The 21,192-nt window shown below is 63.7% G+C and carries 18 protein-coding genes; 11 read left to right on the top strand and 7 right to left on the bottom strand.

Annotated features, from left to right (window positions below):
- Positions 1–6: 6 nt before the first annotated feature.
- The 6 genes from G3O06_RS13675 (at position 7) to G3O06_RS13700 (ending at position 7,449) form a co-directional block, all read left to right on the top strand.
- A complete protein-coding gene (locus G3O06_RS13675) occupies positions 7–2,319 on the top strand; it encodes a hypothetical protein (protein ID WP_205816340.1) in 2,313 nt (770 codons plus the stop codon).
- Entirely contained in the window at positions 2,316–3,788 is a 1,473-nt protein-coding gene (locus G3O06_RS13680) for a virulence factor (protein ID WP_241019908.1), read from the top strand. The genes G3O06_RS13675 and G3O06_RS13680 overlap by 4 nt, the downstream gene beginning before the upstream one ends.
- Before the next feature lie 72 nt (positions 3,789–3,860).
- The gene (locus G3O06_RS13685; protein WP_205816341.1) at positions 3,861–4,118 is read left to right on the top strand and encodes a PAAR domain-containing protein; all 258 of its coding nucleotides are present in this window, start codon (positions 3,861–3,863) and stop codon (positions 4,116–4,118) included.
- Positions 4,119–4,136: 18 nt separating this feature from the next.
- Positions 4,137–4,451 carry a TrfB-related DNA-binding protein gene (locus tag G3O06_RS13690; protein WP_241019910.1) on the top strand — a complete coding sequence of 105 codons (315 nt, stop codon included), beginning with the start codon at positions 4,137–4,139 and terminating at the stop codon, positions 4,449–4,451.
- A gap of 357 nt (positions 4,452–4,808) precedes the next feature.
- Positions 4,809–6,287, top strand: a complete 1,479-nt coding sequence (locus G3O06_RS13695) for an aminotransferase class V-fold PLP-dependent enzyme (RefSeq protein WP_205816343.1) — start codon at positions 4,809–4,811, stop codon at positions 6,285–6,287.
- 217 nt (positions 6,288–6,504) lie between these two features.
- Positions 6,505–7,449, top strand: coding sequence for a hypothetical protein (locus tag G3O06_RS13700; protein ID WP_205816344.1), 945 nt, complete (start codon positions 6,505–6,507; stop codon positions 7,447–7,449).
- A 42-nt stretch (positions 7,450–7,491) separates the two neighbouring features.
- Here G3O06_RS13700 and G3O06_RS13705 read toward each other — a convergent pair whose 3' ends face one another.
- Complete coding sequence (locus tag G3O06_RS13705; protein WP_205816345.1) at positions 7,492–8,448, bottom strand: LysR family transcriptional regulator; 957 nt, start codon at positions 8,446–8,448, stop codon at positions 7,492–7,494.
- 157 nt (positions 8,449–8,605) lie between these two features.
- On the opposite strand from G3O06_RS13705, the gene G3O06_RS13710 reads away from it, so the two are divergent.
- The 3 genes from G3O06_RS13710 (at position 8,606) to G3O06_RS13720 (ending at position 11,336) form a co-directional block, all read left to right on the top strand.
- On the top strand, positions 8,606–9,160 hold the full coding sequence (locus G3O06_RS13710) for a flavodoxin family protein (protein WP_205816346.1): 555 nt from the start codon (positions 8,606–8,608) through the stop codon (positions 9,158–9,160).
- 28 nt (positions 9,161–9,188) lie between these two features.
- Complete coding sequence (locus G3O06_RS13715; RefSeq protein WP_205816347.1) at positions 9,189–9,488, top strand: superoxide dismutase; 300 nt, start codon at positions 9,189–9,191, stop codon at positions 9,486–9,488.
- A 315-nt stretch (positions 9,489–9,803) separates the two neighbouring features.
- Entirely contained in the window at positions 9,804–11,336 is a 1,533-nt protein-coding gene (locus G3O06_RS13720) for an amino acid permease (protein WP_174970420.1), read from the top strand.
- Between the two features lie 123 nt (positions 11,337–11,459).
- Here G3O06_RS13720 and glyA read toward each other — a convergent pair whose 3' ends face one another.
- The 3 genes from glyA to G3O06_RS13735 all read right to left on the bottom strand — a co-directional run bounded on the left by glyA (position 11,460) and on the right by G3O06_RS13735 (position 15,011).
- A complete protein-coding gene (gene glyA, locus G3O06_RS13725) occupies positions 11,460–12,707 on the bottom strand; it encodes a serine hydroxymethyltransferase (RefSeq protein ID WP_046549531.1) in 1,248 nt (415 codons plus the stop codon).
- A 243-nt stretch (positions 12,708–12,950) separates the two neighbouring features.
- Positions 12,951–13,730, bottom strand: coding sequence for an SDR family oxidoreductase (locus G3O06_RS13730; RefSeq protein ID WP_175000611.1), 780 nt, complete (start codon positions 13,728–13,730; stop codon positions 12,951–12,953).
- A 33-nt stretch (positions 13,731–13,763) separates the two neighbouring features.
- On the bottom strand, positions 13,764–15,011 hold the full coding sequence (locus G3O06_RS13735) for a D-arabinono-1,4-lactone oxidase (RefSeq protein WP_205816348.1): 1,248 nt from the start codon (positions 15,009–15,011) through the stop codon (positions 13,764–13,766).
- A gap of 170 nt (positions 15,012–15,181) precedes the next feature.
- Here G3O06_RS13735 and G3O06_RS13740 point away from each other — a divergent pair, with 170 nt between their 5' ends.
- Positions 15,182–16,186: a helix-turn-helix domain-containing protein gene (locus G3O06_RS13740; RefSeq protein WP_205816349.1), complete on the top strand. Its 1,005-nt coding sequence runs from the start codon at positions 15,182–15,184 to the stop codon at positions 16,184–16,186.
- A gap of 81 nt (positions 16,187–16,267) precedes the next feature.
- On the opposite strand, the gene G3O06_RS13745 is transcribed toward G3O06_RS13740, so the two are convergent.
- Together G3O06_RS13745 and G3O06_RS13750 are read right to left on the bottom strand one after the other, a co-directional pair.
- Positions 16,268–16,699, bottom strand: a complete 432-nt coding sequence (locus tag G3O06_RS13745; RefSeq protein ID WP_205816350.1) for a 2-oxoglutarate dehydrogenase — start codon at positions 16,697–16,699, stop codon at positions 16,268–16,270.
- 53 nt (positions 16,700–16,752) lie between these two features.
- Positions 16,753–18,597, bottom strand: a complete 1,845-nt coding sequence (locus G3O06_RS13750) for a peptidase S10 (RefSeq protein WP_205816351.1) — start codon at positions 18,595–18,597, stop codon at positions 16,753–16,755.
- 234 nt (positions 18,598–18,831) lie between these two features.
- Here G3O06_RS13750 and G3O06_RS13755 point away from each other — a divergent pair, with 234 nt between their 5' ends.
- On the top strand, positions 18,832–19,062 hold the full coding sequence (locus tag G3O06_RS13755; protein WP_241019912.1) for a hypothetical protein: 231 nt from the start codon (positions 18,832–18,834) through the stop codon (positions 19,060–19,062).
- 259 nt (positions 19,063–19,321) lie between these two features.
- Here G3O06_RS13755 and G3O06_RS13760 read toward each other — a convergent pair whose 3' ends face one another.
- The gene (locus tag G3O06_RS13760) at positions 19,322–21,136 is read right to left on the bottom strand and encodes an ExeM/NucH family extracellular endonuclease (protein ID WP_205816352.1); all 1,815 of its coding nucleotides are present in this window, start codon (positions 21,134–21,136) and stop codon (positions 19,322–19,324) included.
- Positions 21,137–21,192: the final 56 nt, after the last annotated feature.

Below are 21,192 nucleotides of genomic sequence, written 5' to 3' on the forward strand. Positions count from 1 at the left end.
ATCCATATGACCGATTCATCCCTCGATCCTCGGCCGGCTGCGGATGCCCACACCGACGAGCATGCCGCGAAGACCGACGTGCCCGACGCGGCTGCGCCGCACCCGGAACCACCGCAGATCGTCGTCGGCCGGAGCGAAGGGGTCGCGATGTGGACGAAAGACACCCGGCTGATCTGTATCAAGCAACTGCCGTTGCCCGGTATCGTCATCTTCGTGCATGGCGTGAACTCCGAAGGCGAATGGTTCGAGGCCGCCGAGCAGGGGCTGTGCGACGGCCTGAACCGCCGGCTCGGGCGGCTGGACGACCAACTGAAGTATCGCGGCATCGATGCCGGGCAGCTGGTGCCTGCGAAGTACACGGAAAGCGTGACGCCGGACGGATTTCTGAATCCCAAGCTCTGGGCCGGCGACTACATCAAGCCCGATCCGTCGTTTTCGCCGGTCATTCATTTCCGATGGGGCTATCGCGCGACAGCCGAGGAACTGAAAGAGTACGGCGACAAGATTTTCCTGAACGAGAAGGACTATTGGGGCGGTGGTCCGTTCACGAATGGCTGCGCGAGCCTGCCCGATCTCTGGCATGGCGGCCTCGACGACCGGGCGGCCGGGTGGATCACCGTGCAGGGCATCAATCCGACCAACCGGCCGCTGTATCGCGCGCCGCCCCGCGCATATGGCGTGCTCGCGGCGTTGCGCCTTGCGAAGTTGATCGAGTCGATTCGCCGCATGCAGGCCGATGTGCCGATTACCGTCGTGTGCCATAGCCAGGGCAACATCGTGGGCCTGACGGCGGCTTTCTTCGGCGATGCACTACCCGATGTCGAAGATCCGTGGGGACGTAGCGGGCATTGCGTGGCAGACGCCTACGTGCTGGCGAATGCGCCGTATAGCTTGGCGCGAGCAGATGGTCCGAATCCATCCGATACGTTCATGGATACGTGGTCGCAACGCGCGACCAAGGACGGCGATGGCCGTCGCGGACGGCAGACCTACGCCGCGCGCACGAAAACGTTCGGCAAGTTTCTGTCGATCATCGGCACGCGGAAGGCCTATGAACTTTCCGCCGACAAGATCGATGAAGACATGGCCAACGAGCGAGTATCGCCGACCAGCAAGCGGTCCTATGCCGCACACGAGGATCGGGTTCGCCACGGTCTGAACGAATCGACTTATGGTCGCGTCACCGCGTATTGCTGTCCGCACGATCAGGTGATTTCTGCGATCACGGTTCAAGGCATCGGCTGGCGCGGCATCGACAAGCACGAACTGAACGATATCGGTGTCCCCGGCGTGCTGACGCAGCGCGTCTTTGCCTCCGGCTTCCACGTCGGCGTGCAGGAGCACTATCGATATCGGGAGGATGACTGGCGGCATGAAAAAAAGGGAACGACGTCGGGCTTCTGGTATCCGCCTTCGCCTCCTGCCAAATTCAATCTCATCGGTGCACTCAAGGGAAACGAGTCCGTGTTCGGGGTGGCGGCCACGCTTGCGTCCGCACCGATCATGTTTTTCGTGACCCAGATCAGCTCGGCATTGAATATGTTCCGCGTGAACGCCAATCCGCCGAAAGGCTGGACGGTGGTGGCGGACGCGCCGGCACTCGACGAACCGTTTACGCCGAAGGCGTTGCGGTTCGGCAAGCCCATCGAAACGAAGGACGGCAATGCGACAAGCGACTTCAACGAAGGCAACGATCCGCCGGCCGCATGGCGCGACGCAAACAAGGCCGATGCGGACAAGCGGGCCGATGATCCATACGACCAGTACCAGCCGAAGAGCAAGGATAGCGTTGCGCAAGGTACGGCAGAAACCGAAGCCGGGCAACGCTACGAGGATCGCGCGTTGATGCGGATGGAGGTACGTCGAACGCTGAACACCGAATGGCTTGATGGCGACGGCCATGTGATCGGCGAGGATGGCAAAAGCGCCCTGCCGGAGGGTTACAAGGAATGGCGCGACAAACAGATTGTCGACTGGCTCGATCGCGGGGCGATCAACAGCCCGACGAATCACTCTACGACGATGACTAACCCGGAGCACGCCGAGAAGGCGCTTGCGTATGACGTTGCGGTGGGTCGGTGCTACCTGACGCCCGATCAACTCTACGACCTACGCATTGAGGCGGATTGGCGGATGGGTGACGGGATTCCTCTAGATGCTCCGAACAAGGCGTATGCCGACTATTTTGCATCTGGCACTCTTTATAGAACGCCTCTCAGAGAATGGATACACACAGATAAAAGCGAAGGCAAGATGCCGAACGCGATCTTGGATGAGCGTGAAGGTCAGCTCTATTTGAAGGTCGGGGGTGTCGTATGAAGATGCTGATCGCTACATGGCCGCGACGTATCGCCGTCGCCGTTTCGACATGGCTGATCGCAACCGTACTCATGGCCTCTCTGATGGCCCACGTAGAACAACCCAACCCGGCCCATTTGGAAATAGGAGATTGGATGAAACGATTCGTTTTCGTGCCCGGCTTGGCTGCGCTCATGGTGTTTTTGTTCACCACCGTCCTGATGCGTCCGGCACAAGCCACGCCTGTCCGGGAGCATGCCGCGCTAGCCGCTGAAGAGTCGGCAAAGCCGTTCGTCGCGCAGGTTGTTGGCCTGATGTGGTTGAATCCATTGCAACGTATGGACTACCCCACCCAATGGCAATTATTGTGGACGCAGGGACTGGTCGCGCCAAACAAGAACGACGATATGGTTCGCACCGATGCGAAGTCCTTTACTACCTTGCAATCTGTAGCGGGTATCGCATACGGCAACGAAGGCAAGGAAACGCTCAAGGGCTTCTACGCCAAGTACGTGGACAAATTCATCTTATTGGTACGCACCCGATATTTTAGTAACACGAAGTACTTCTACACTGTGGGATCCCAAAGCCAGCGGGACTGGCGTGAACTCGCGGGTATACACGTCGAAGTTGCCATTCCGCCCCGACTTGATCCGGCCTTTGCCAAGTCACGCGCGGTCGATCGGATGATGAATTTCTTCGAAATCGGCCCGCCGTCACCCAAGACGCTTTGGAGCCGCGACACGCCCCCTGATGTGCAAATCACGCAAGGCGGCGCGAACGCCGGCTTCACGTCGCTGAACAAGGCACTGGACTACCTGCAGGCGAACCCCGACAAGACCGTATGGGCGATCAACTGGGATGCACCGAGCTTCCCGTCCACGGACGCGCAGATCAATGAGAACCTCGTCGTGCTGTTCCTCGCCGGCCCGACCGTCAATACGGAACGCGAACCGCTCGCCTGGATCGGCAAAGCCGCAACGGGCAACACGCAAGAGTTTTCACCGAAGGTCGGCACGACGCGCGCCGTACAAGCATGGAAGGCAACCATCGACCAGGCGGCACGCAATGCCGGCGTCGCGGTTCCAGACCTCAAGTACATCGTCCACGACGCAGGTGCAGGCAGCGATACCGCGTCGTCACGTGTTGCCGCGCTCGCACAGACCTTGACGGAAACACTTCCTGAATACGACCACCAGAAGCAGACGTTCAACACGGCCGCACTACTCGGCGACATGGGCACCGGCAGCGCATTGACCGACGTCGCTCTGGCGATCGGCCGAATCAACCACTACGGCGGCAACGCCTTGGTCGCCGGCACGACCGACCCCGAACATCCCGTCGCGGTTGTCGTCATGCCGCCGTCGAAACTCACGCCGATCGATCCGGACAAGGATTGGTTTCGTGCGCGCGGCGGCAACAATGCCTACCTGCCGTGGTGGGGACGCCGACACGATACGAATTACGGCATGCAAGGCTATTCATGGTGATGCAACCAACTCGACGGCATGTCGTGTGCGAACGCGAGCACCGCACCAATCATTCATTCGGGGATGAGTCATATGCGAGGAATTATCCGGGTAGGCGACGTCCATACCCATGGCGGCCGGGTCGAGTCCGGAGCCGGAACGAGCAAGGTGATGGGGCGCTCGGTCGCCCGCATCGGCGACGTGTGTTCGTGTCCGATTCACGGTACTTGCACGATTGCCGAAGGCGACACTGCGTTCAATGTCGAAGGTCGAGACGCTGCCTTCGATGGCCACAAGACTTCATGCGGCGCGACCTTGATTTCTTCACTTCACACTTCCGGGCGGGTTTGAATGCAGAAGACCCGACGCATGACTGCCGAACAGTTCCGCCTGTTGCGCATGCACGAAACGCGAATCAAGCCGTTGAACCAGTGGGCCCTCCACGAGATTTTCGTCAAGGGCCGATCACAGCGGGCTGTCGCGGCGGACGTCGGCATGACGTGTTCCGCGATGTCGCAGCTTGTACGGAAGGCGTGGCAGCGGTATCTGGAGCTACCGGGAAACTGCACACGCGTCACCACCCTCACGATCACGATCCCGGCCAAATATGAGCCCGCACTCCAGGCATGGGTGCGGGATGCATTTCGATTGGCGATTCAGGCCGGACAAAATACGACGACCTGATCGCGCCCCCCGTCCCGGAACCTCGCTCAACCCCGATCCACAACAGTTTTTGCGTCGCATGAAATTTTTGATCAAGCCGGGGCCTCACATCACCGCGACGTACCGCGGCATCACTTCGGCCCGTAGCACGTCCGCGCGTGATGCCTCGATCGATCGACCAGCCCGGCCATGCGTGCATCCGCCCGCGGAAGCCGCCGCAGTCGGGCACCGTCGAACAAAAAATAAATTCCCCCAATCCACAAACAAATAAAACGTTATTCCATATCAAGCTGAATCGCCAGCCAACTTTGGATCCTTTTTCCCTCCTGTCCCCCGTATCATTTCTTCCATTCCGAAAGAAAAGAGTATGAGAAGGACATGAGCGACACCACCACGCTGCACTACCTCGACTACGCCGCCACGACGCCCGCCGATCCGCGCGTGATCGAAGCGATGACGGCCTGCCTCGGCTTCGACGGCATCTTCGGCAACCCCGCGTCGAGCTCCCATGCCGCCGGCCGGCTGGCGAAAGACAAGGTCGAGCAGGCACGCGCGCAAGTCGCCGCGCTGATCGGCGCGGATGCGGACGAGATCGTCTGGACGTCGGGCGCCACCGAATCGAACAACCTCGCGCTGAAGGGCTATGCGGAAAACGCAACCGGCAAGCGCCACCTGATCACGAGCCGCATCGAGCACAAGGCCATTCTCGACACGATGGCGAACCTGTCGAAGCACGGCTCGTCGGTCACGTTCCTGACGCCCACGCGCGACGGCGAGATCACCGCCGACGCGGTCGCCGCTGCAATCGGCCCCGATACGGGCCTCGTATCGCTGATGCTCGTGAACAACGAGATCGGCACGCTGACCGATATCGGCGCCATCTCCCGCGTCGTGCATGCGGCGGGCGCGCTGCTCCACGTCGACGCCGCGCAGGCGCTCGGCAAGACGCCGGTCGACGTGCGCGCGCTCGGCATCGATATGCTGTCGATGTCCGCGCACAAGGTGTACGGCCCGAAAGGCATCGGCGCGCTGTTCGTGCGCCGCGACATCGCGGACCGGATCGCCCCTCAGATTCACGGCGGCGGGCATGAGCGCGGCTTGCGTTCGGGCACGCTCGCGACCCATCAGATCGTCGGCATGGGTGTGGCGTGCGAACTGGCCGCTGAAAAGCTCGACGGCGAAGCCGCCCGGATCGCGGCGCTCGGCGCACGCCTGACGGACGCGCTGGTCGCGCTCGGCGATGTCACGCAGAACGCGGCCACCGCGCGCCGCATCCCGCACACGCTGAGCCTGACGGTGAATGCACCGGGCTTCTTCCCGTTCATGCTCGGCGAAACGCTCGCCGTGTCGTCGACGTCCGCATGCAACTCGACCAGTGGCGCACCGTCCCACGTGCTGACCGCGATCGGCCTCGATGCTGAAACCGCTGGCCGCACCGTACGCGTGAGCTTCGGCCGCTTCACGACGGAGCAGGACGTCGACTTCGCGATCGCCTGTTTCCGCAACGCGATCGAACAGTGTCGCGCGACGGCGGCGAACGGGTTCTCCGCGTCGCGTCAGATCACGCCGGCCGACCTGAAGGCGATCCGCAATGCCGGCTTCCGCTCGGTCATCTGCAACCGGCCGGACGGCGAAGGCGACGCACATCCGGCGTTCGATGAAATCGCCGCAGCGGCCCGCGAACTGGGCCTCGAAGCGCGCTACCTGCCGGTCGAGCGCGACCGCATCGGCGATGCCGAAATCGATGCGTTCGGTGAACTGGTCGACACGCTGCAGAAGCCGGTGCTCGCGTACTGCCGCAGCGGCAACCGCTCCGGCATGCTGTGGAGTCGGCTGTCCGCCCGCCGCACGGCCTGAGCCGATACACCGCCCCGCCAAACCACCCCACCCGGCCCCGCCCGCGTTCGCGCACGAAGCCGATGCTTCGGTGCGCTGCCGGGCCGTCCGCCGGCCATCCCCGCGTTTGACGAAAACGGGGTATCTCGACGAGTATTCAAGCGGCGACACGGCCTTCCGCGGCAACATCCGGACGTGCCGCCCTGCACAATCAAAAAAAACTCACGCGAGAGAACCCATGTCTTCCAGCGCAGCATTCATCGAAAGCGATATCGGCCGCGAGTTGATCACCGGCATGGTCATGCAGATGCGGGCCATTCGGCAGGTAGGGTGGCGAAAGCACCATGACCTGCCGTCGAACGATCTCATGCATGAGCCCAAGAATCTGAACCGGAACTTCGCGATGCTTCGGCTGTGGTGCGTCGGTGACACCTGGGCGCTGGGGGACGAGTGGGTCGGCGTGAGCGGCACCGGCGACTATTTCCCGCCGAAGGGTGTCGACGCGTACGTCCTGAAAAGCCGGGAAGGCGATCACGCCGTGAACATGAAAGCGTTGTACGGCACGCCGGGCGACTGCTACGAACCGGCAAGGTATCACCCGGCATGCGGCAACCCCGAATGCTCGGAAGTACCGCTTCTCAATGCGCTTTCGTATGCGATCCCGCGGTGCAATATTGCAAGCGGCAAGCCGGGGCATCTCATCCTGTTGACCGAGCGGTTGCCGTGCCTGTCGTGCGGGCGCCTCTTCAGGCAATTCGGCAAGGATCACCCCGGCCTGTCGCTTCATCTGCTCTACATGTTCGATCACACGGATCGCGCGGAAGAGCGCCTGTCGACCGACCTCGACTATCTGTCGGAGTCCACCTTCGTCGTCGAATACATCGACCCCGACGACAGCGGCCATACTCGTCCGGACGGCCCGGGCTTCGCGCCGCCGGGCTTTACGTCGCACACCAAAGGCGGGATCTTCATCGCGCAGATCGCGCCTTTCTCCGGTGACTATGTCGTCACTACCCCGAGCGACGCGACGAAAGTCCCCGCACGCGCACCGGGGTCTCCGTCGGCGCACTTGACGTCGCGCATTCCGAATCAAAACTGGGTGCAACTTTACGTCCACAAGGCGCGCCCGCCCGTTCCGGAGGACAGCCCGCAGCACCCGCTGGAAGACGAAGACCCGGTATAGACGTCATCGGCCATGCCACGCGGCGTCGAAAGCCCGGGCCCCTCACGCGCCATACGCATCCAGCGCCTTCAACGGCACATGCAGGCTTTCGTTCGCGGCAAACGCATCGAGCAGATAGTCGACCGTCGCCTGTACGCGCGACGCCTTCAACGCGCGATGCGGATACTGCATCGCCATCTCGTACGTGCCCGGCAGATGATGGCGCCGCAACAGCACCTTCAGCGTACCGGCGCGCAGATGTGCCCACGCGAGATGCGCACCGACCTGTGCGATGCCCAGGCCGTCGCACGCGGCCTGCACCACGGCCTCCGGCGCCGAGAACGTCAGCGGCGCGGATTCGGCAGGATCGACGGTCACGATGCTCCCGCCGCGCATCCTGAAGCCCCACGTCGCCACCGCGCCGCCGAGAAACCGGCGCGCAATCAACCGGTGCGCACCGAGTTCGTCCGGTGTCCGGGGAATCCCGTGGCTCGCCAGGTAAGCGGGTGACGCAACCAGCACGATGTTCATGCGGAAGATCGGGCGCGACACCAGCGCCGAGTCGAGAATGTTGCCGCCACGAATGACGATGTCGTAGCCGTCGCGCACGACGTCGACGATCCGGTCGTCGAAATCGGCCTCCACCGACAATCCGGGGTAACGCGCCAGCAACCCGGGCAGCAAGGGCTGCAGGTGCTCGCGCCCGAACGCGGCGCTCGTCGAGATGCGCACGCGCCCTTGCGGCCCTTGCCGTGGCACGACGACGCTGTCGACCGCCGCGTCGAGCGCTTCCAGCGCGACGCGCGCCTGGCGCAGGAACACGCCGCCTTCGTCGGTGAGCTTCAGCGTGCGCGTGGTGCGGTTCATCAGTCGCACGCCCAGCGATTGCTCGAGACCGGCGACGTTCTTGCTGACGGCCGCGGACGTGATGCCGAGCACGCGGCCCGCCGCCGCGAAACTGCCGGCGTCGGCCGCGTGGACGAACGACAGGATCGCGCGCGTTCGTTGTGACAAATCCAAGGCAGCCTCCATTGATCGATCCGTCGAACGGTACACCGTCACCTGCCGCCGATTATCAACCTGAAGTTGAGAGCGACTCAACCCGGACCCGCCTTCCGGTTGCGACCCATGCCCCACACAATGCAGCCATCGTTCAACGGACTCCAAAGGAATTCCCATGCTTGCCACCATCGTTTTCGACAGCGGCCACGGCCATACCGAGCGGCAGGCGCGAGCCGTCGCGGAAGGCGTTCGCCGCGTGCCGGGCGCGGAAGTGCGGCTCGTCGCGGTCGCCGACGGCGCGATGCCGTGGGACGCGCTGGCCGCCAGCGACGCGATCATCTTCGGTTCGCCGACGTACAACGGCTCGGTCAGCGCGCGGCTCAAGCAGTTCATGGAGGATTCGACCCGGCCCGCCTGGATTCCGCAAACCTGGCGCAACAAGGTCGCGGCCGGCTTCACCAACTCCGGCGCGCAGCACGGCGACAAGCTGCACGCGCTGATGACGATGACGCTGTTCGCGGCGCAGCACGGGATGATCTGGGTCGGGCTCGACCTGTTCCCCGGCAAGTCGGTGAACGAACGCAACCGGATCGGCGGCTGGCTCGGCGCGATGGCGCAGTCCGACGACGTGTCGCCGGACCTGTCGCCGATCGCGAGCGACCTCGACACCGCCGCATATCTCGGGCAGCGTGTCGCCGAACTGGCATCGCGGTTCGTGGCCAGCGCGTAAGCGGCACACCGTTCGCCAGGAGATCGCCATGAAACTGCTGTGCCTCGACATCCCGCTGCCCGGCGCCAGCCCGGACGCTTATCAGCCGCACCTGCTCGACGAAGTGCGCTACGGCTGGAAACTGCTCAAGCGCGGGATCGTCCGCGATATCTATTTCCGGCAGGATCGCCCCGGCGTCGCGATCATTGCGGAGTGCGATTCGATCGAAAGCGCCCGCGAAGCCCTGCGCGAGTTTCCGCTGGCCAAGGCCGGGCTGATCGACTGGGACATCATTCCGATTGGCGCGTTCCTCGGCTGGGAAGCGCTATTCGCGGCCGACAACGCCTGAACCTGCGCGCCTGACGGCCCCGACGCTCGCCCCTCGGCACCGTGGGGCGAGCGCCCGCATCCGGTATCGCACCGGATTACCCCGTGATGCCACCCCCTGCCCCCTTCCGGTGCATCCCTCCGGATTTTCACTACGTTGCCGAAATCTGATAGAGCCGGGAGATTTGATTTCATACCGTTCACGCATCGGACTGGAAAGCGATTGCCGCTCGACCACGGCATCGCGAGCCGCCGACGAATCCCAGGAGCGGGCCAAATGCTTGGCCCGGGCGGCGATGACGGTCCTGCCACGCAGGACATTCGTGACGGAGCGACCATGGATGCAAAACTCCAGCCTGATTCAGGCACCGACAGTGACGTAAGCCTGCTGCACAAGATGGGCTATGCGCAGGAACTGTCGAGACGTATGAGCGGTTTCTCGAACTTCGCGGTTTCGTTTTCGGTGATCTGCATCCTGTCGGGCGGCATTACCGCGTTTCAACTCGCCTTTTCCGCCACCGGCGGCGCGTCGGTCGGCCTCGGTTGGCCACTGGGCTCGCTGTTCGCGCTGATCGTCGCGGTGTCGATGTCGCAAATCGCATCCGCATTCCCGACGGCCGGCGGCCTCTATCACTGGGGCGCGATCCTCGGCGGGAAGAAATGGGGGTGGATGACGGCGTGGATCAACCTGATCGGCCTGATCTTCGTGATCGCCGCGATCAATTTCGGCACCTACGATCCGTTCTTCAAGACGCTGATCGCGCCGATGTTCGGTGTCAGTCCGGACAGCCTGACGTGGTGGCATCAAACTGCATTCATCGCGTTCATCACGATCTCGCAGGCGATCCTGAATGCCCGCGGCATCAGGATCGCGAGCAAGATCACCGACCTGTCGGGCTACCTCATCTTCGTGGTGACGATCGCGCTGGTGGTGTCGCTGCTCTACTACTCGCCGGTCGCGTTCGATGCGCATCGGCTGGTGACGTTCACCAACTTCACCGGCGTCGATGGCGGGGCATGGCCGAAGCAGGCCACGCCGCTCGCGTTCCTGTCCGGCCTGCTGCTCGTGACCTACACCATCACCGGCTTCGACGCTTCCGCGCACACGTCGGAAGAGACACACGACGCGGCCAGGAACGTGCCGCGCGGCATCATCGGGTCGGTGTTCTGGTCCGCGGTGTTCGGCTACGTGATGGTGTGCGCGTTCGTGCTGGTGATGCCCGACCTGACCGCCAGCATGAAGCAGGGCACCGGCTTTTTCGAAGCCATCCTCGCGCCGATTCCGAAGGCGTTGCGCGTCACCCTCGAGCTCGCGATGTTCTTCATCAACTACGTGTGCGGGCTCGCCGCGATCATGTCGACGTCGCGGATGGTGTATGCATTCGCACGCGACGGCGGGCTGCCGGCGTCGAAGCTGCTGCGCAGCGTGAACCCGACGCACCGCACACCCGGCCCCGCGATCTGGACGTGTGCGGTGCTCGCGATCGTCGTCACGCTGTACGGCGACGCGTTCTCGGTGCTGAGCGCCGGCAGCGCGGTGTTCCTGTTCATCTCGTATGCGATGCCGATCGGCTCCGGGATGCTGGCCGAAGGCCGCTCGTGGACCGACAAGGGCCCGTTTCAACTGGGGATCTGGTCGAAGCCGTGTGCGTTGCTCGCGCTGGTCGGCGCCTGTGTGCTCGCGTATGTCGGCATCCAGCCGCCGAACGAGAAGGTACTGTACGTGCTCGTCGCTTTCGTCGTGGTGTTGATGGTGATCTGGTACGGCTTCGGCGTGCGTAACACGTTCGCGGGGCCGCCGGTGCTGAAGGACACGCGCAATCTCGACCGCATCCGCGAACTCGAGGCGAACGTCGATCCGACTGTCTGAAGCGTCTTCGAAGCAGGCTGAAAAAAAACCGACTCGCTGGCTTGATGCCGCGAGTCGGTTTTTTTCATGTCTAAACGCAACGACGAGATTCAACCGCGTTGCCGCGGTTGAATCTTGCGGGCATCAGCCGTAGACGGGGAAACGCTTCGTCAGTTCGGCAACCTGCCCGCGTACGCGCTCGAGCGTCGCCGCATCTTCCGGTGCTTCCAGCACATCGGCGATCAGGTTGCCGACGATCTCAGCTTCCTTCACGCCGAAGCCACGTGTCGTCATTGCCGGCGAGCCCAGGCGAATACCGCTCGTCACGAACGGCTTTTCCGGATCGTTCGGGATCGCGTTCTTGTTCACCGTGATGTGCGCCGCGCCCAGTGCCGCTTCCGCTGCCTTGCCGGTGATGTTCTTCGCGCGCAGGTCCACCAGCATCACGTGGCTTTCCGTACGGCCCGACACGATCCGCAGCCCACGCTTCACCAGCGTTTCAGCCAGCACGCGTGCGTTCTCGACCACCTTCTCCTGGTACGCCTTGAACTCCGGCGACAGCGCTTCCTTGAACGCCACCGCCTTCCCCGCGATCACGTGCATCAGCGGGCCGCCCTGGATCCCCGGGAAGATCGCCGAGTTGATCGGCTTCTCGTACTCCGCCTTCATCAGGATCACGCCGCCGCGCGGGCCGCGCAGGCTCTTGTGCGTCGTCGTCGTCACGAAGTCCGCGTGCGGCACCGGGTTCGGGTACACGCCCGCTGCGATCAGGCCTGCGTAGTGGGCCATGTCGACCATCAGGTACGCGCCGACCGACTTCGCGATCTTCGCCAGGCGTTCGAAATCGATCTTCAGCGAGAATGCCGATGCGCCCGCGACGATCAGCTTCGGCTTGTGTTCCTGCGCGAGCTTCTCGGCGGCTTCGTAGTCGATGTCTTCGTTTTCGTTCAGGCCGTAGCTCACCACGTTGAACCACTTGCCCGACATGTTCACCGGCGAGCCGTGCGTCAGGTGGCCGCCGTGCGCGAGGCTCATGCCCATGATCGTGTCACCCGGCTTGAGCATCGCGAAGAACACGCCCTGGTTCGCCTGCGAACCCGAGTTCGGCTGCACGTTCGCTGCTTCCGCGCCGAACAGCTGCTTCACGCGGTCGATCGCCAGCTGCTCGACCACATCAACGTATTCGCAGCCGCCGTAGTAGCGCTTGCCCGGATAACCTTCCGCGTACTTGTTCGTGAGTTGCGAGCCCTGTGCGGCCATCACGGCCGGGCTCGTGTAGTTTTCCGACGCGATCAGCTCGATGTGATCTTCCTGGCGGCGGTTTTCCTGCTCGATCGCGGCAAAAAGTTCCGGATCGACGTTGGCAACGGTGCTGGTGGTGCGATTGAACATGATGATTGACCAGTTGAAAGTGAATGACTGACCGCGGATTGCCGGCTGCATGGTGTTTCGGCCTTCGCATTCCATCAGACACGCCCCTGTTCAGATAGAAGGATTGCGACAATCCGCTAGGACACACCGCGCGACGTGCACGCAAAAAAAATCGAAGGGTCGCATCGCTGCGACACCTTCGACGGAACGGGCCGACCTGGCAGGCTTGGCGCCTGCCCTTCAGCTTCTTGCGAAAGCCGGTAATCAGACGGCGGAGAAGCAGTTATCCACGAACAGATGGGTCCCGTTGACGAAACTCGACTCGTCGGAAGCGAGGAACAGCGCGGCGGCCGCGACTTCGGACGGCTCGCACAACCTGCCTTGCTGAACCGCGATCGCCGCCTCGGTCGCGTCGACACCCATCGCCTGCAAGTCCCTGAGTTCGCGCATCCCGTGCGGCGTGCGGATGAACCCCGGCGCGAGTGCGTTGCAACGAATGCCGCGATCGCGATACTCGACCGCAATCGCCCGCGCGAACATGTGGCACGCGCCCTTGGTCGCGTCATACAGCACCTCGCCCGGCGTCGCGCACACCGCGGAAATCGACGACGTGCAGACGATGCTGCCACGCCCCTTCTCCAGCATCTGCGGCAGGACCGCTTGCGTCATCAGGAACATGCTCTTCACGTTCACGCCCATCAGCCAGTCCCATTCCGACTCCTCGATGTCGAGGAACGGTTTGACGATCAGCGTGCCGGCATGATTGAACAGGATGTCCGCGTTGCCGTACTGCTCCCGCGCGGCGCTCACGGCCTGCCGGACCTCCGCCTGTTTCGACACGTCGGCGCCGAGGCCGATCGCCTGCAGGCCCGCGTCGCGCAGCCGGGATGCGAGCGTTTCGGCGGCGTCGCCATCGCGGTCGATGATCGCGACCTTCGCGCCCTGTGCGGCGAACAGTTCGGACGCTGCGCCGCCGCAGCCGCCCGCGCCGCCGCTCACGATGGCGACCTTGCCGGCCAGGCGGCCGTCAATCTTGACATTCATGCTTCGTTCTCCAGTCTGGTTCGTTCGGTCTGCTCAACTGAACAGCGTCCGCAGGTGATCGTTGAGGAAGTAGCCTTCGGGGTCCACGCTGCGGCGCAGCGCGCGGAACGCTTCGGCCTTGGGGAACCAGCGATCCACGTCGTCGCGGTTCGTGAAATGCAGCTTGCCCCAGTGAGGACGCGAGCCGTAGTCGCGCAGAATCGTGTCGACGTCCTTCAGGAACGGCCAGTAGTCGACGCCGTTCGGGCCGCCCGAGCATGAAATGGTGACGCTGTCCTGGTGGTTGAACGGGCTGATCCACGCCGGATCGCCCTTCGTGAAGCGGTACTCGACCGGGAAAATGCAGTCGCGGTGTTTCGTGAGGATGAGATCGCGCACCCGGCGCAGCGCCTCCTTGCCGTGTTGCGCGGGCACCGCGTACTCGAGCTCGTGGAAATTCGGCACGTAGTGGATAGCGTACACCTCGGAGCTGTAGGCGATCTTCTCGTGCTCGCCTTCATGGAACGTGCGTGCGTCGGTGACATCCATCACCTTGATTTCGCACACGTCGTAGTCCTTCTTCGAATTCGACACCTTCGTGGTGTCGGGCAGGCAGTAGAGATCGCGGCTGGCGGACGTCGGGCACCAGAAGAAACCGAAATGCCGATGCTTCGCCGCCAGGTCGTCGTATTGCTCCATCAGCGCGTCGAAGTCCTCGCGCCACACGCGGTCGTGCAGCCAGAACGCATCGGTTACTTGCAGCGTGATCTCCGACACCACGCCGAACATCCCGATGTTCACCTGCGTCGCATGCAGCAGGTCGAGGTCCTGCCGGTCGCTCACTTTCATGATCGAGCCATCCGGACGCACGATGCGCATCCCGACGACCTGCGACGACAGGTTGCTCAGCGTCGTTCCCGTGCCGTGCGTGCCGGTGGCCAACGCGCCGGCGATCGCCTGCGAATCGATGTCGCCCTGGTTGACGAGCGACAGGCCGAGTTCCTTCAAGTGCTGCGTCACTGTATTGATCTTGGTGCCGGCCTTCACGGTCACGCGCTTGCGCGCTTCGTCGACATCCACGATGCCCTGGTAATCCTGCAGCGACAGCAGCAGGCCGCTGGTGGCCACGACGGGCGTGAACGAGTGCCCCGAGCCCGCGCACCGCACATGCTTGCCCTGCCGCGTCGCGGTGTGCACCAGCTCCGCGATCTCGGCCTCGCTCGCCGGCGACGCCAGGTGCGCGGCCACGCACGACTGATTGCCGACCCAGTTTCTCCAGAATCCGCCACGGGGAAGTTCCATCACCGTCTCTCCAGCGTCGTATTGATGCCAACGATAGGGTGCCGAAAGGTTTTCCACTATCGGATTTCGGCAAGTTAGGGTTTTGACGAGGCGACGCCCGGCCGACGCTTTTTGACCGGCGCGGCGAGCGGCTACAATGAATCGATCCGGCCCGCCCCTTCCCGCCCTCGATGACGCCGCCTGCCCACCCGAGCGATTTCTCCGGCGACCCGCTGTTCGCACGAACGGTCGCGTTCTGCGCGTTCACCGACGTAGAGGAACAGGCGCGCTCGTTCGACGGCTGGAACATGAACTACACGCAGATCTCGGGCGGGCGGTTTCACGGCTCGTCGTCGATCATGTCGCTGGGCGGCATCAAGCTGCTGGTCGAGGATCTCGACAAGATCATCCTGCAGCAAGGTGCGGTGCCGTCGGAGCGAATTGCCGTGGCCGTGCCGCTGGAACTGGAAGGCCACGCTCGCCTGTGCGGCGAGAAGAGCGGGCGCGACAGCCTGCACGTGTTTTCGAGCCAGCCGGCATTCGAGTTCTACTCGCCCGACCGGCATCTGCTCGTGAATGTCGAAATCGAACCCGAGAAACTGTCGACGCAGGCGCTGCGCGCGGTTGCCGCGTCGTTGCGGGCGCAAACCCATGCGCCGGTGATCCCGATGGCGACCGGTATGGCCGACCATCTGCGCGACCTGCTGCGCCAGACGCTGGCCGCCGCGGCAAAAACCACGCGCATCGACGACGTGTCGACGCAGGACAGGATCGAACTGCTCGAGCGCACCGTGCTGTACGCGATCTCGGAAGTGATGACGGCCGCCACGCCGGACGCCGGTGCGCAGATCGTGCGCCCGACGAAATACTGGTCGCTGGTCAATGCGGTGCGGGAGCGGCTGCAGGATGCCTCAACCTGCCCGCTGTCGATCGCCGAACTGTGCGTACAGCTCGGCGTTAGCCGGCGCACTGCGCAGTACGCGTTCCAGGATACGTTGAACCTGAACCCGATCGCCTACCTGCGGGCCGTGCGGCTGAATCACGTGCGCCGCGAGCTTCGGCTCGGCGACTCGGTGACGTCCGCCGCCACCAAATGGGGCTTCTGGCACCTGAGCAGTTTTGCGCAGGACTATCGTGCGATGTTCGGCGAACTGCCGTCGGCCACCGCGAAGCGCTACGCGCGCCAGGCCATCTAGCGCCGGTCGTTCACCCTGTCGCTCACCGTGCGGCGGCCAGTGCGAAGGATTGCCGCACCGGCCGCCGCCCTGCCTGCTACGTCACTCGTCCTGCTGCTCCTGCTGCGCCTGCACCTGCCGCTGCTGGATGAACTGCCGCACATCGCTCATCGTCACGCGGCCGGTGTGCTTCGCATCGATCTCGTCGAAGTGCTTCGACACGAAGCCGAGACCGCTGCTCTGCGCCTGCGCCTTCGTCACGGCCGCGCCATTGCTCAGCACCGTATTGGCGCCGAGCCGCGCGTCGACGCGCTGCTGCGCCTGCTGCTGCAGCGTCGTGCCGGTCGACGGCAACACCGGCGCCGCTTTCGTGGCAGGAAAGAACGGACCGTCGACACCGTGCCCGCCGTGCGGCAGCTTCACCGGCGCCACCGCCTGCGGCGGCAACGCGTAGGCACTGCTCATCACGGCACCGACGACGACCAACGGAGACATACGCCGCATCAAATTGATTAGGGACATGATCACTCGCATTCAATGGATGAATAGAGGGTTCCTTTGGCAAGGAGTCCGTCGCTCAGGGTCGCTCAAGGGGCCGCCGCCAGCGTCGTCGCGGCCGTTGCGCCCGGGACGCTGCCGGTCGGTACGCTCGGCGGGTTTTCATCCGGCCACGGCGGCGGCAGCATGTGCAGCGTCAGCGCCGTCGGAATCCGCGCGCCCTTGTAGAACGTCTTCAGGTCCCGCTTCATCTGCGGACGGGCGACGTCGTCCAGGTAGGTCATGTGGCCGCCCTGGAAGAAGTTCACCTGCAGCTTCGGATTCAGGCCCTTCACCGTCTGAAGCCGCGCGAGTTGCTTCTCGGTGTTGAAGAACGGCGTCGCGAGATCGTGGAAGCCGTTCTCCGCGAGCACGCGAAGCTTCGGGTTGAGCTGCAGCGCACCGAGCAGATCGGGGATCGTGTCGGGCATCGGCTGGCCGTCGTGCGTGAAGTCCCAGACGCCGATGATGTTGTCGTTCAGCGGCAGGTACGTCGCGTTCGGTGCGGTGTAGCCGAGGTAATCCGGCATCTGCGTCGCGAGCGCGTTCGTGAACGGCTGCGAATTCAGGATGTCGGACGGGTCGCCGTCGTTCTGCAGCCGCGGATCGGAGTTCGGCAACGACACGCGTCCGTCATACCGGCCGATCGTCGTGCCGGGCAGCAGGCTCGTGCCGAACGGATTCGCGTTGAAGTAGCCGCGCAGCGCCTGTTGCGTGAGGCTCGACGGGATCGACCACAGCTTGAGCGTCGCATCGCTCGGGAACACCGGCGTGCCGAGCGCATCCGGAATGCCGAGCTGGCTCAACACCCACGACTGCGAGTACTTCTGCAGCTGGTTGTAGATCAGCGTCGTGAACAGTTCCGTCTGCAGTGCGTACAGACCGGGGTTCACCGGTGCCGGCGAAACCTGGTTGAAGTACGCGGCGACCGCCGCATAGCCCGGCAGGTAGCCGGCCACGGTATCGGTTTCGAGCAGCAGCCCCTCCGTCGACTGCGTGATCGCCACGGCTTCCACCGCATCCGCGAAGTAGTTCAGGATCGCCGACTGCAGCACGATGCCCGTCAGGTGCACGCCGGCCGATTCGAGCGCCAGCGCGAGCATGTCGGTACGCGGCGTGCCGTACGATTCGCCGTACAGGTAGATCGGCGACGTGCTGCGGCTGTTGACGTTCAGGTAGCGCTGGATGAAGTCGCGCATGATGTTCACGTCCGCATCCGAGCCCCAGTACTTCTGGTTGGTGTTCGGTGACACGGCTTCCGACAGCCCGGTGCCGGGCGGGTCGATGAACACGAGGTCGGTGGTGTCGATCAGGCTTTCCGCGTTGTCGACGAGCGGATAGTTCGGCCAGTTGCTGCCGAACAGCGGATCGGGCGTGGCCACGCGGGTCGGCGCGAACGAGCCGAGCCGCAGCCAGATCGACGACGAGCCAGGGCCGCCGTTATAGACGAACGTGACGGGGCGCGGCTTGCCGTTCGTGCTCGGCGCGGTGTACGCGACATACGACATCGACGCTTCCGCATTGCCGTTCGCGTCCTGCGCGGTCAGGTGGCCCGTGGTCGTCGTGTAGTTGACGGTCGTACCGCCGTTTTTCCACTGGTAATGCATGACGGCCGCTTTCTCGGACACCTGCGCGGGCGCGAGGCCGTCGGTCGCGTTCATCGAATACGCGACCTGGTCGACGTAAGGCTGGTTGGCCGGCGTCTGGCCGGCTGCTTGTTGCGCGCTGGCCTGCTGGCTGGCGGTAGCCTGCGCGAGGCTCGATGCGCCGACGGACGACGAATCGTCTCCGCCGCACGCCGCGAGCGCCAGAGTCATGACGGTCAATGCACCTAGCCCGGCCAACCGGCCGTGACGGCCACGGCGGCTGCCGGTACAGCTCCTGTCTGGTTTCATCTCTGTCCTTTGATTCGGATACCGCTTCACAAAGGCCGCCAACGCCTGCGAAACGCGCAGACCGACCCGCCACTCGCGTTGCACGGTCGGCAGTCGGCGGTTGGGGATTGGACTTCTAAGAGACTGAACTTGATACAGACACAGCAAACTGCTGGCGAGAATGGTGCTCGGACGCCCCCTGCAGTTTGAACAACTTTTATATGACAAAAATTTACGACAACACAAAAATAGGCGGTGCTGCGCCGCGTTGTCAAAGATCATTCGGATATTAAAAATCCTGCAATGATGCTAACGGCGGACAGTGTTTGGCAATTGAAAGAAAACGGGATTATTCGTGCATTGCACGCGCTATCGGCAATAATTCGCCGAATTCGCCGCTTTTATCGCACAACCAGCAATCCTTTACTGGTGTTGATGTCACGCGCCGAAAGCCTTCAGATCGCCGGAATTATTCTTTCATTTTAATTATCTTTGACCGATTAATTCAGCGCGACGGCGCGCATGGACCACCACTCAACGATTCAAATCACTTCAACCATTCTTCAATCGATGCGCTTATCCGCATCACGCTGCCCACAAAATACCGATTTCTCTAATTCTTGAAAATTTCAGCGGAATTATTTACCCATGATCCAGCACGACTTGTGCGGTGGAAATGAAGCGCGGCGTGCAGCCTCGCCGCACGCCGCGCCTCACACGCGTTCAATCCGCGTTCAATCCGCCATCACTTCCCGCCACCCGGCAGCGCGATATCGACCAGCACCGGATCGTGATCCGACGAGCGATACGCATCCGGCGCGTAGAACGTCTTCTGCTGCTCGGCCGATTTGTACGCGAGCGTGTACTGCAGCGCGAGCGGTTCGTCCGCGTTGATGTGCCATTCGTGCACGGCCTTCACGTGCGATGCGAGCGGCAGCGTCGCGAGCGCGTGATCGAGATAGCCGGCTTCGCCGTTGTACACGTAGCTGTACGCATTCGCGCCGATCCAGCGCGCGACGAGGTTGCGGTAACCGCGCGTTTCGAGCGTGCGGATCGGGTCTTCGTACGTGTAGCTGTTGAAGTCGCCGATCAGCAGCACGCCCTGGCCTGCGACGCCCGTCGGGTTGCCGGCGAGCCAGTCGGCCACCTTCGCGGCCGCGCGCGTGCGCGTCGGGTTCCAGCAGCCCTGGCCGTCGCCCTGGTCGAGATCGTCGTTCGTCGCGTCCGGGCAGTTCTTCGACTTCAGGTGGTTGACCGCGACCGTCAGCGACTGCTTGTTGCCGCCGATCAGCCGGAACGACTGCGCGAGCGGCTGGCGGTTCTTGTCGTCGATCGCGAGCGTGGCCGCGCGGCCGACCGGCTCGACCTTGCGGCTGTCGTAGATCATCGCGACCGTGATCGCATCGCCGCCGAGGCGCGACACGCCCGGATCGACGACGCGCCAGTTGTTGCCGAGCTTCGCCGCGAGCTGGCGCACCGCGCTCAGCTCACCGTAGCCGTTGTTCTGGATTTCCATCAGGCCGATCACGTCGGCGTCGATCGCCTTCAGCGCACTGACGATCTTCGCTTCCTGGCGCTGGAATTCCTGGAAGTTCTTCGCGCCGCGGTTGTTCGGATCGTCGAAGCCGCCGCCGAGACCGTTGCCGTTGAAGTAGTTCAGGACGTTGAACGACGCGACGCGCAGGTTCGATTTCGGATCGCGCGCCGGTGCGTTGGTGCGCGGGTTCGTGCGCGCTTCGAATGCCGGCACGGCCGCGCCCGGCAGCGGCTGCACGCGCCATGCGCCATAACGCACTTCGAGCACGCCTTCGATGTCGCGCACCGTGTAGCCCGCGCGCAGCGTGTTCGCGGCCGACAGGCCCGGCGCCGGGTACGGCACCGTGGCGGGGTTCTGCTTGTTCGAGCCGTCGTCGAGGACCAGGCGGTTGCGTGCGTTCGCATCGATCTGCGTCTGCGCCTGCGCGGGCGGCACGACGCTCGTCGGCGTGCGCAGGCGGCCGTTGCTGAGCATCACGCTGCCGTAGCGGCCGAGTTCGTAGTTGTCGGTGACGTTCAGCGTCTGCGGCAGGCGCACCAGCATCCCTTCATACGCGGCGAACGCGCTCGGGCTGTCGACCGGCAGCGTGAGCGTCGCGGGCGTGACCGTCTGCCCGTTCGCGCACACCGCGATCGCACCCGACTGCGTGAGCTGCGTCTGGCCGTACTTCTCCTCGACCTTGCCCGTCACGTGCACGAGGTCGCCCGCTTTCGCACGCACCTTCGGCGCGTAGACGAACAGCCCTTCGGACACGCCCGGCTGGTTGCGGCGCTGCGCGTCGGCCTGCTGGACGAAGAAGCCGCCGAAGCCGTCCGTGCCGCCGAAATCGGCGGTGACGACGGCTTCGATCGACACGTTCTGGCCGGCGAGCGGCGACGGCGCGCCCGGCCCCTGGATATCGGCGATCGGCGTCGTGCTGCCGCCGCAGTTCGGGCTGACGGGCGCGGCGGTGGCGGCGAAAACCGGCGCGGCGAGCGTCGGGAGCAGCAATAGCGGGCTGATGAGGCGGATTGTCGAGCGCATGACGGGGAATCCCGGTTGTGAGGGTGGCGAAAGCTTAGCGGCGCTCAATGACAGTT

This window comes from Burkholderia sp. Ac-20345 (genome assembly GCF_017104825.1).
GTDB classification, from domain to species: domain Bacteria; phylum Pseudomonadota; class Gammaproteobacteria; order Burkholderiales; family Burkholderiaceae; genus Burkholderia; species Burkholderia lata_B.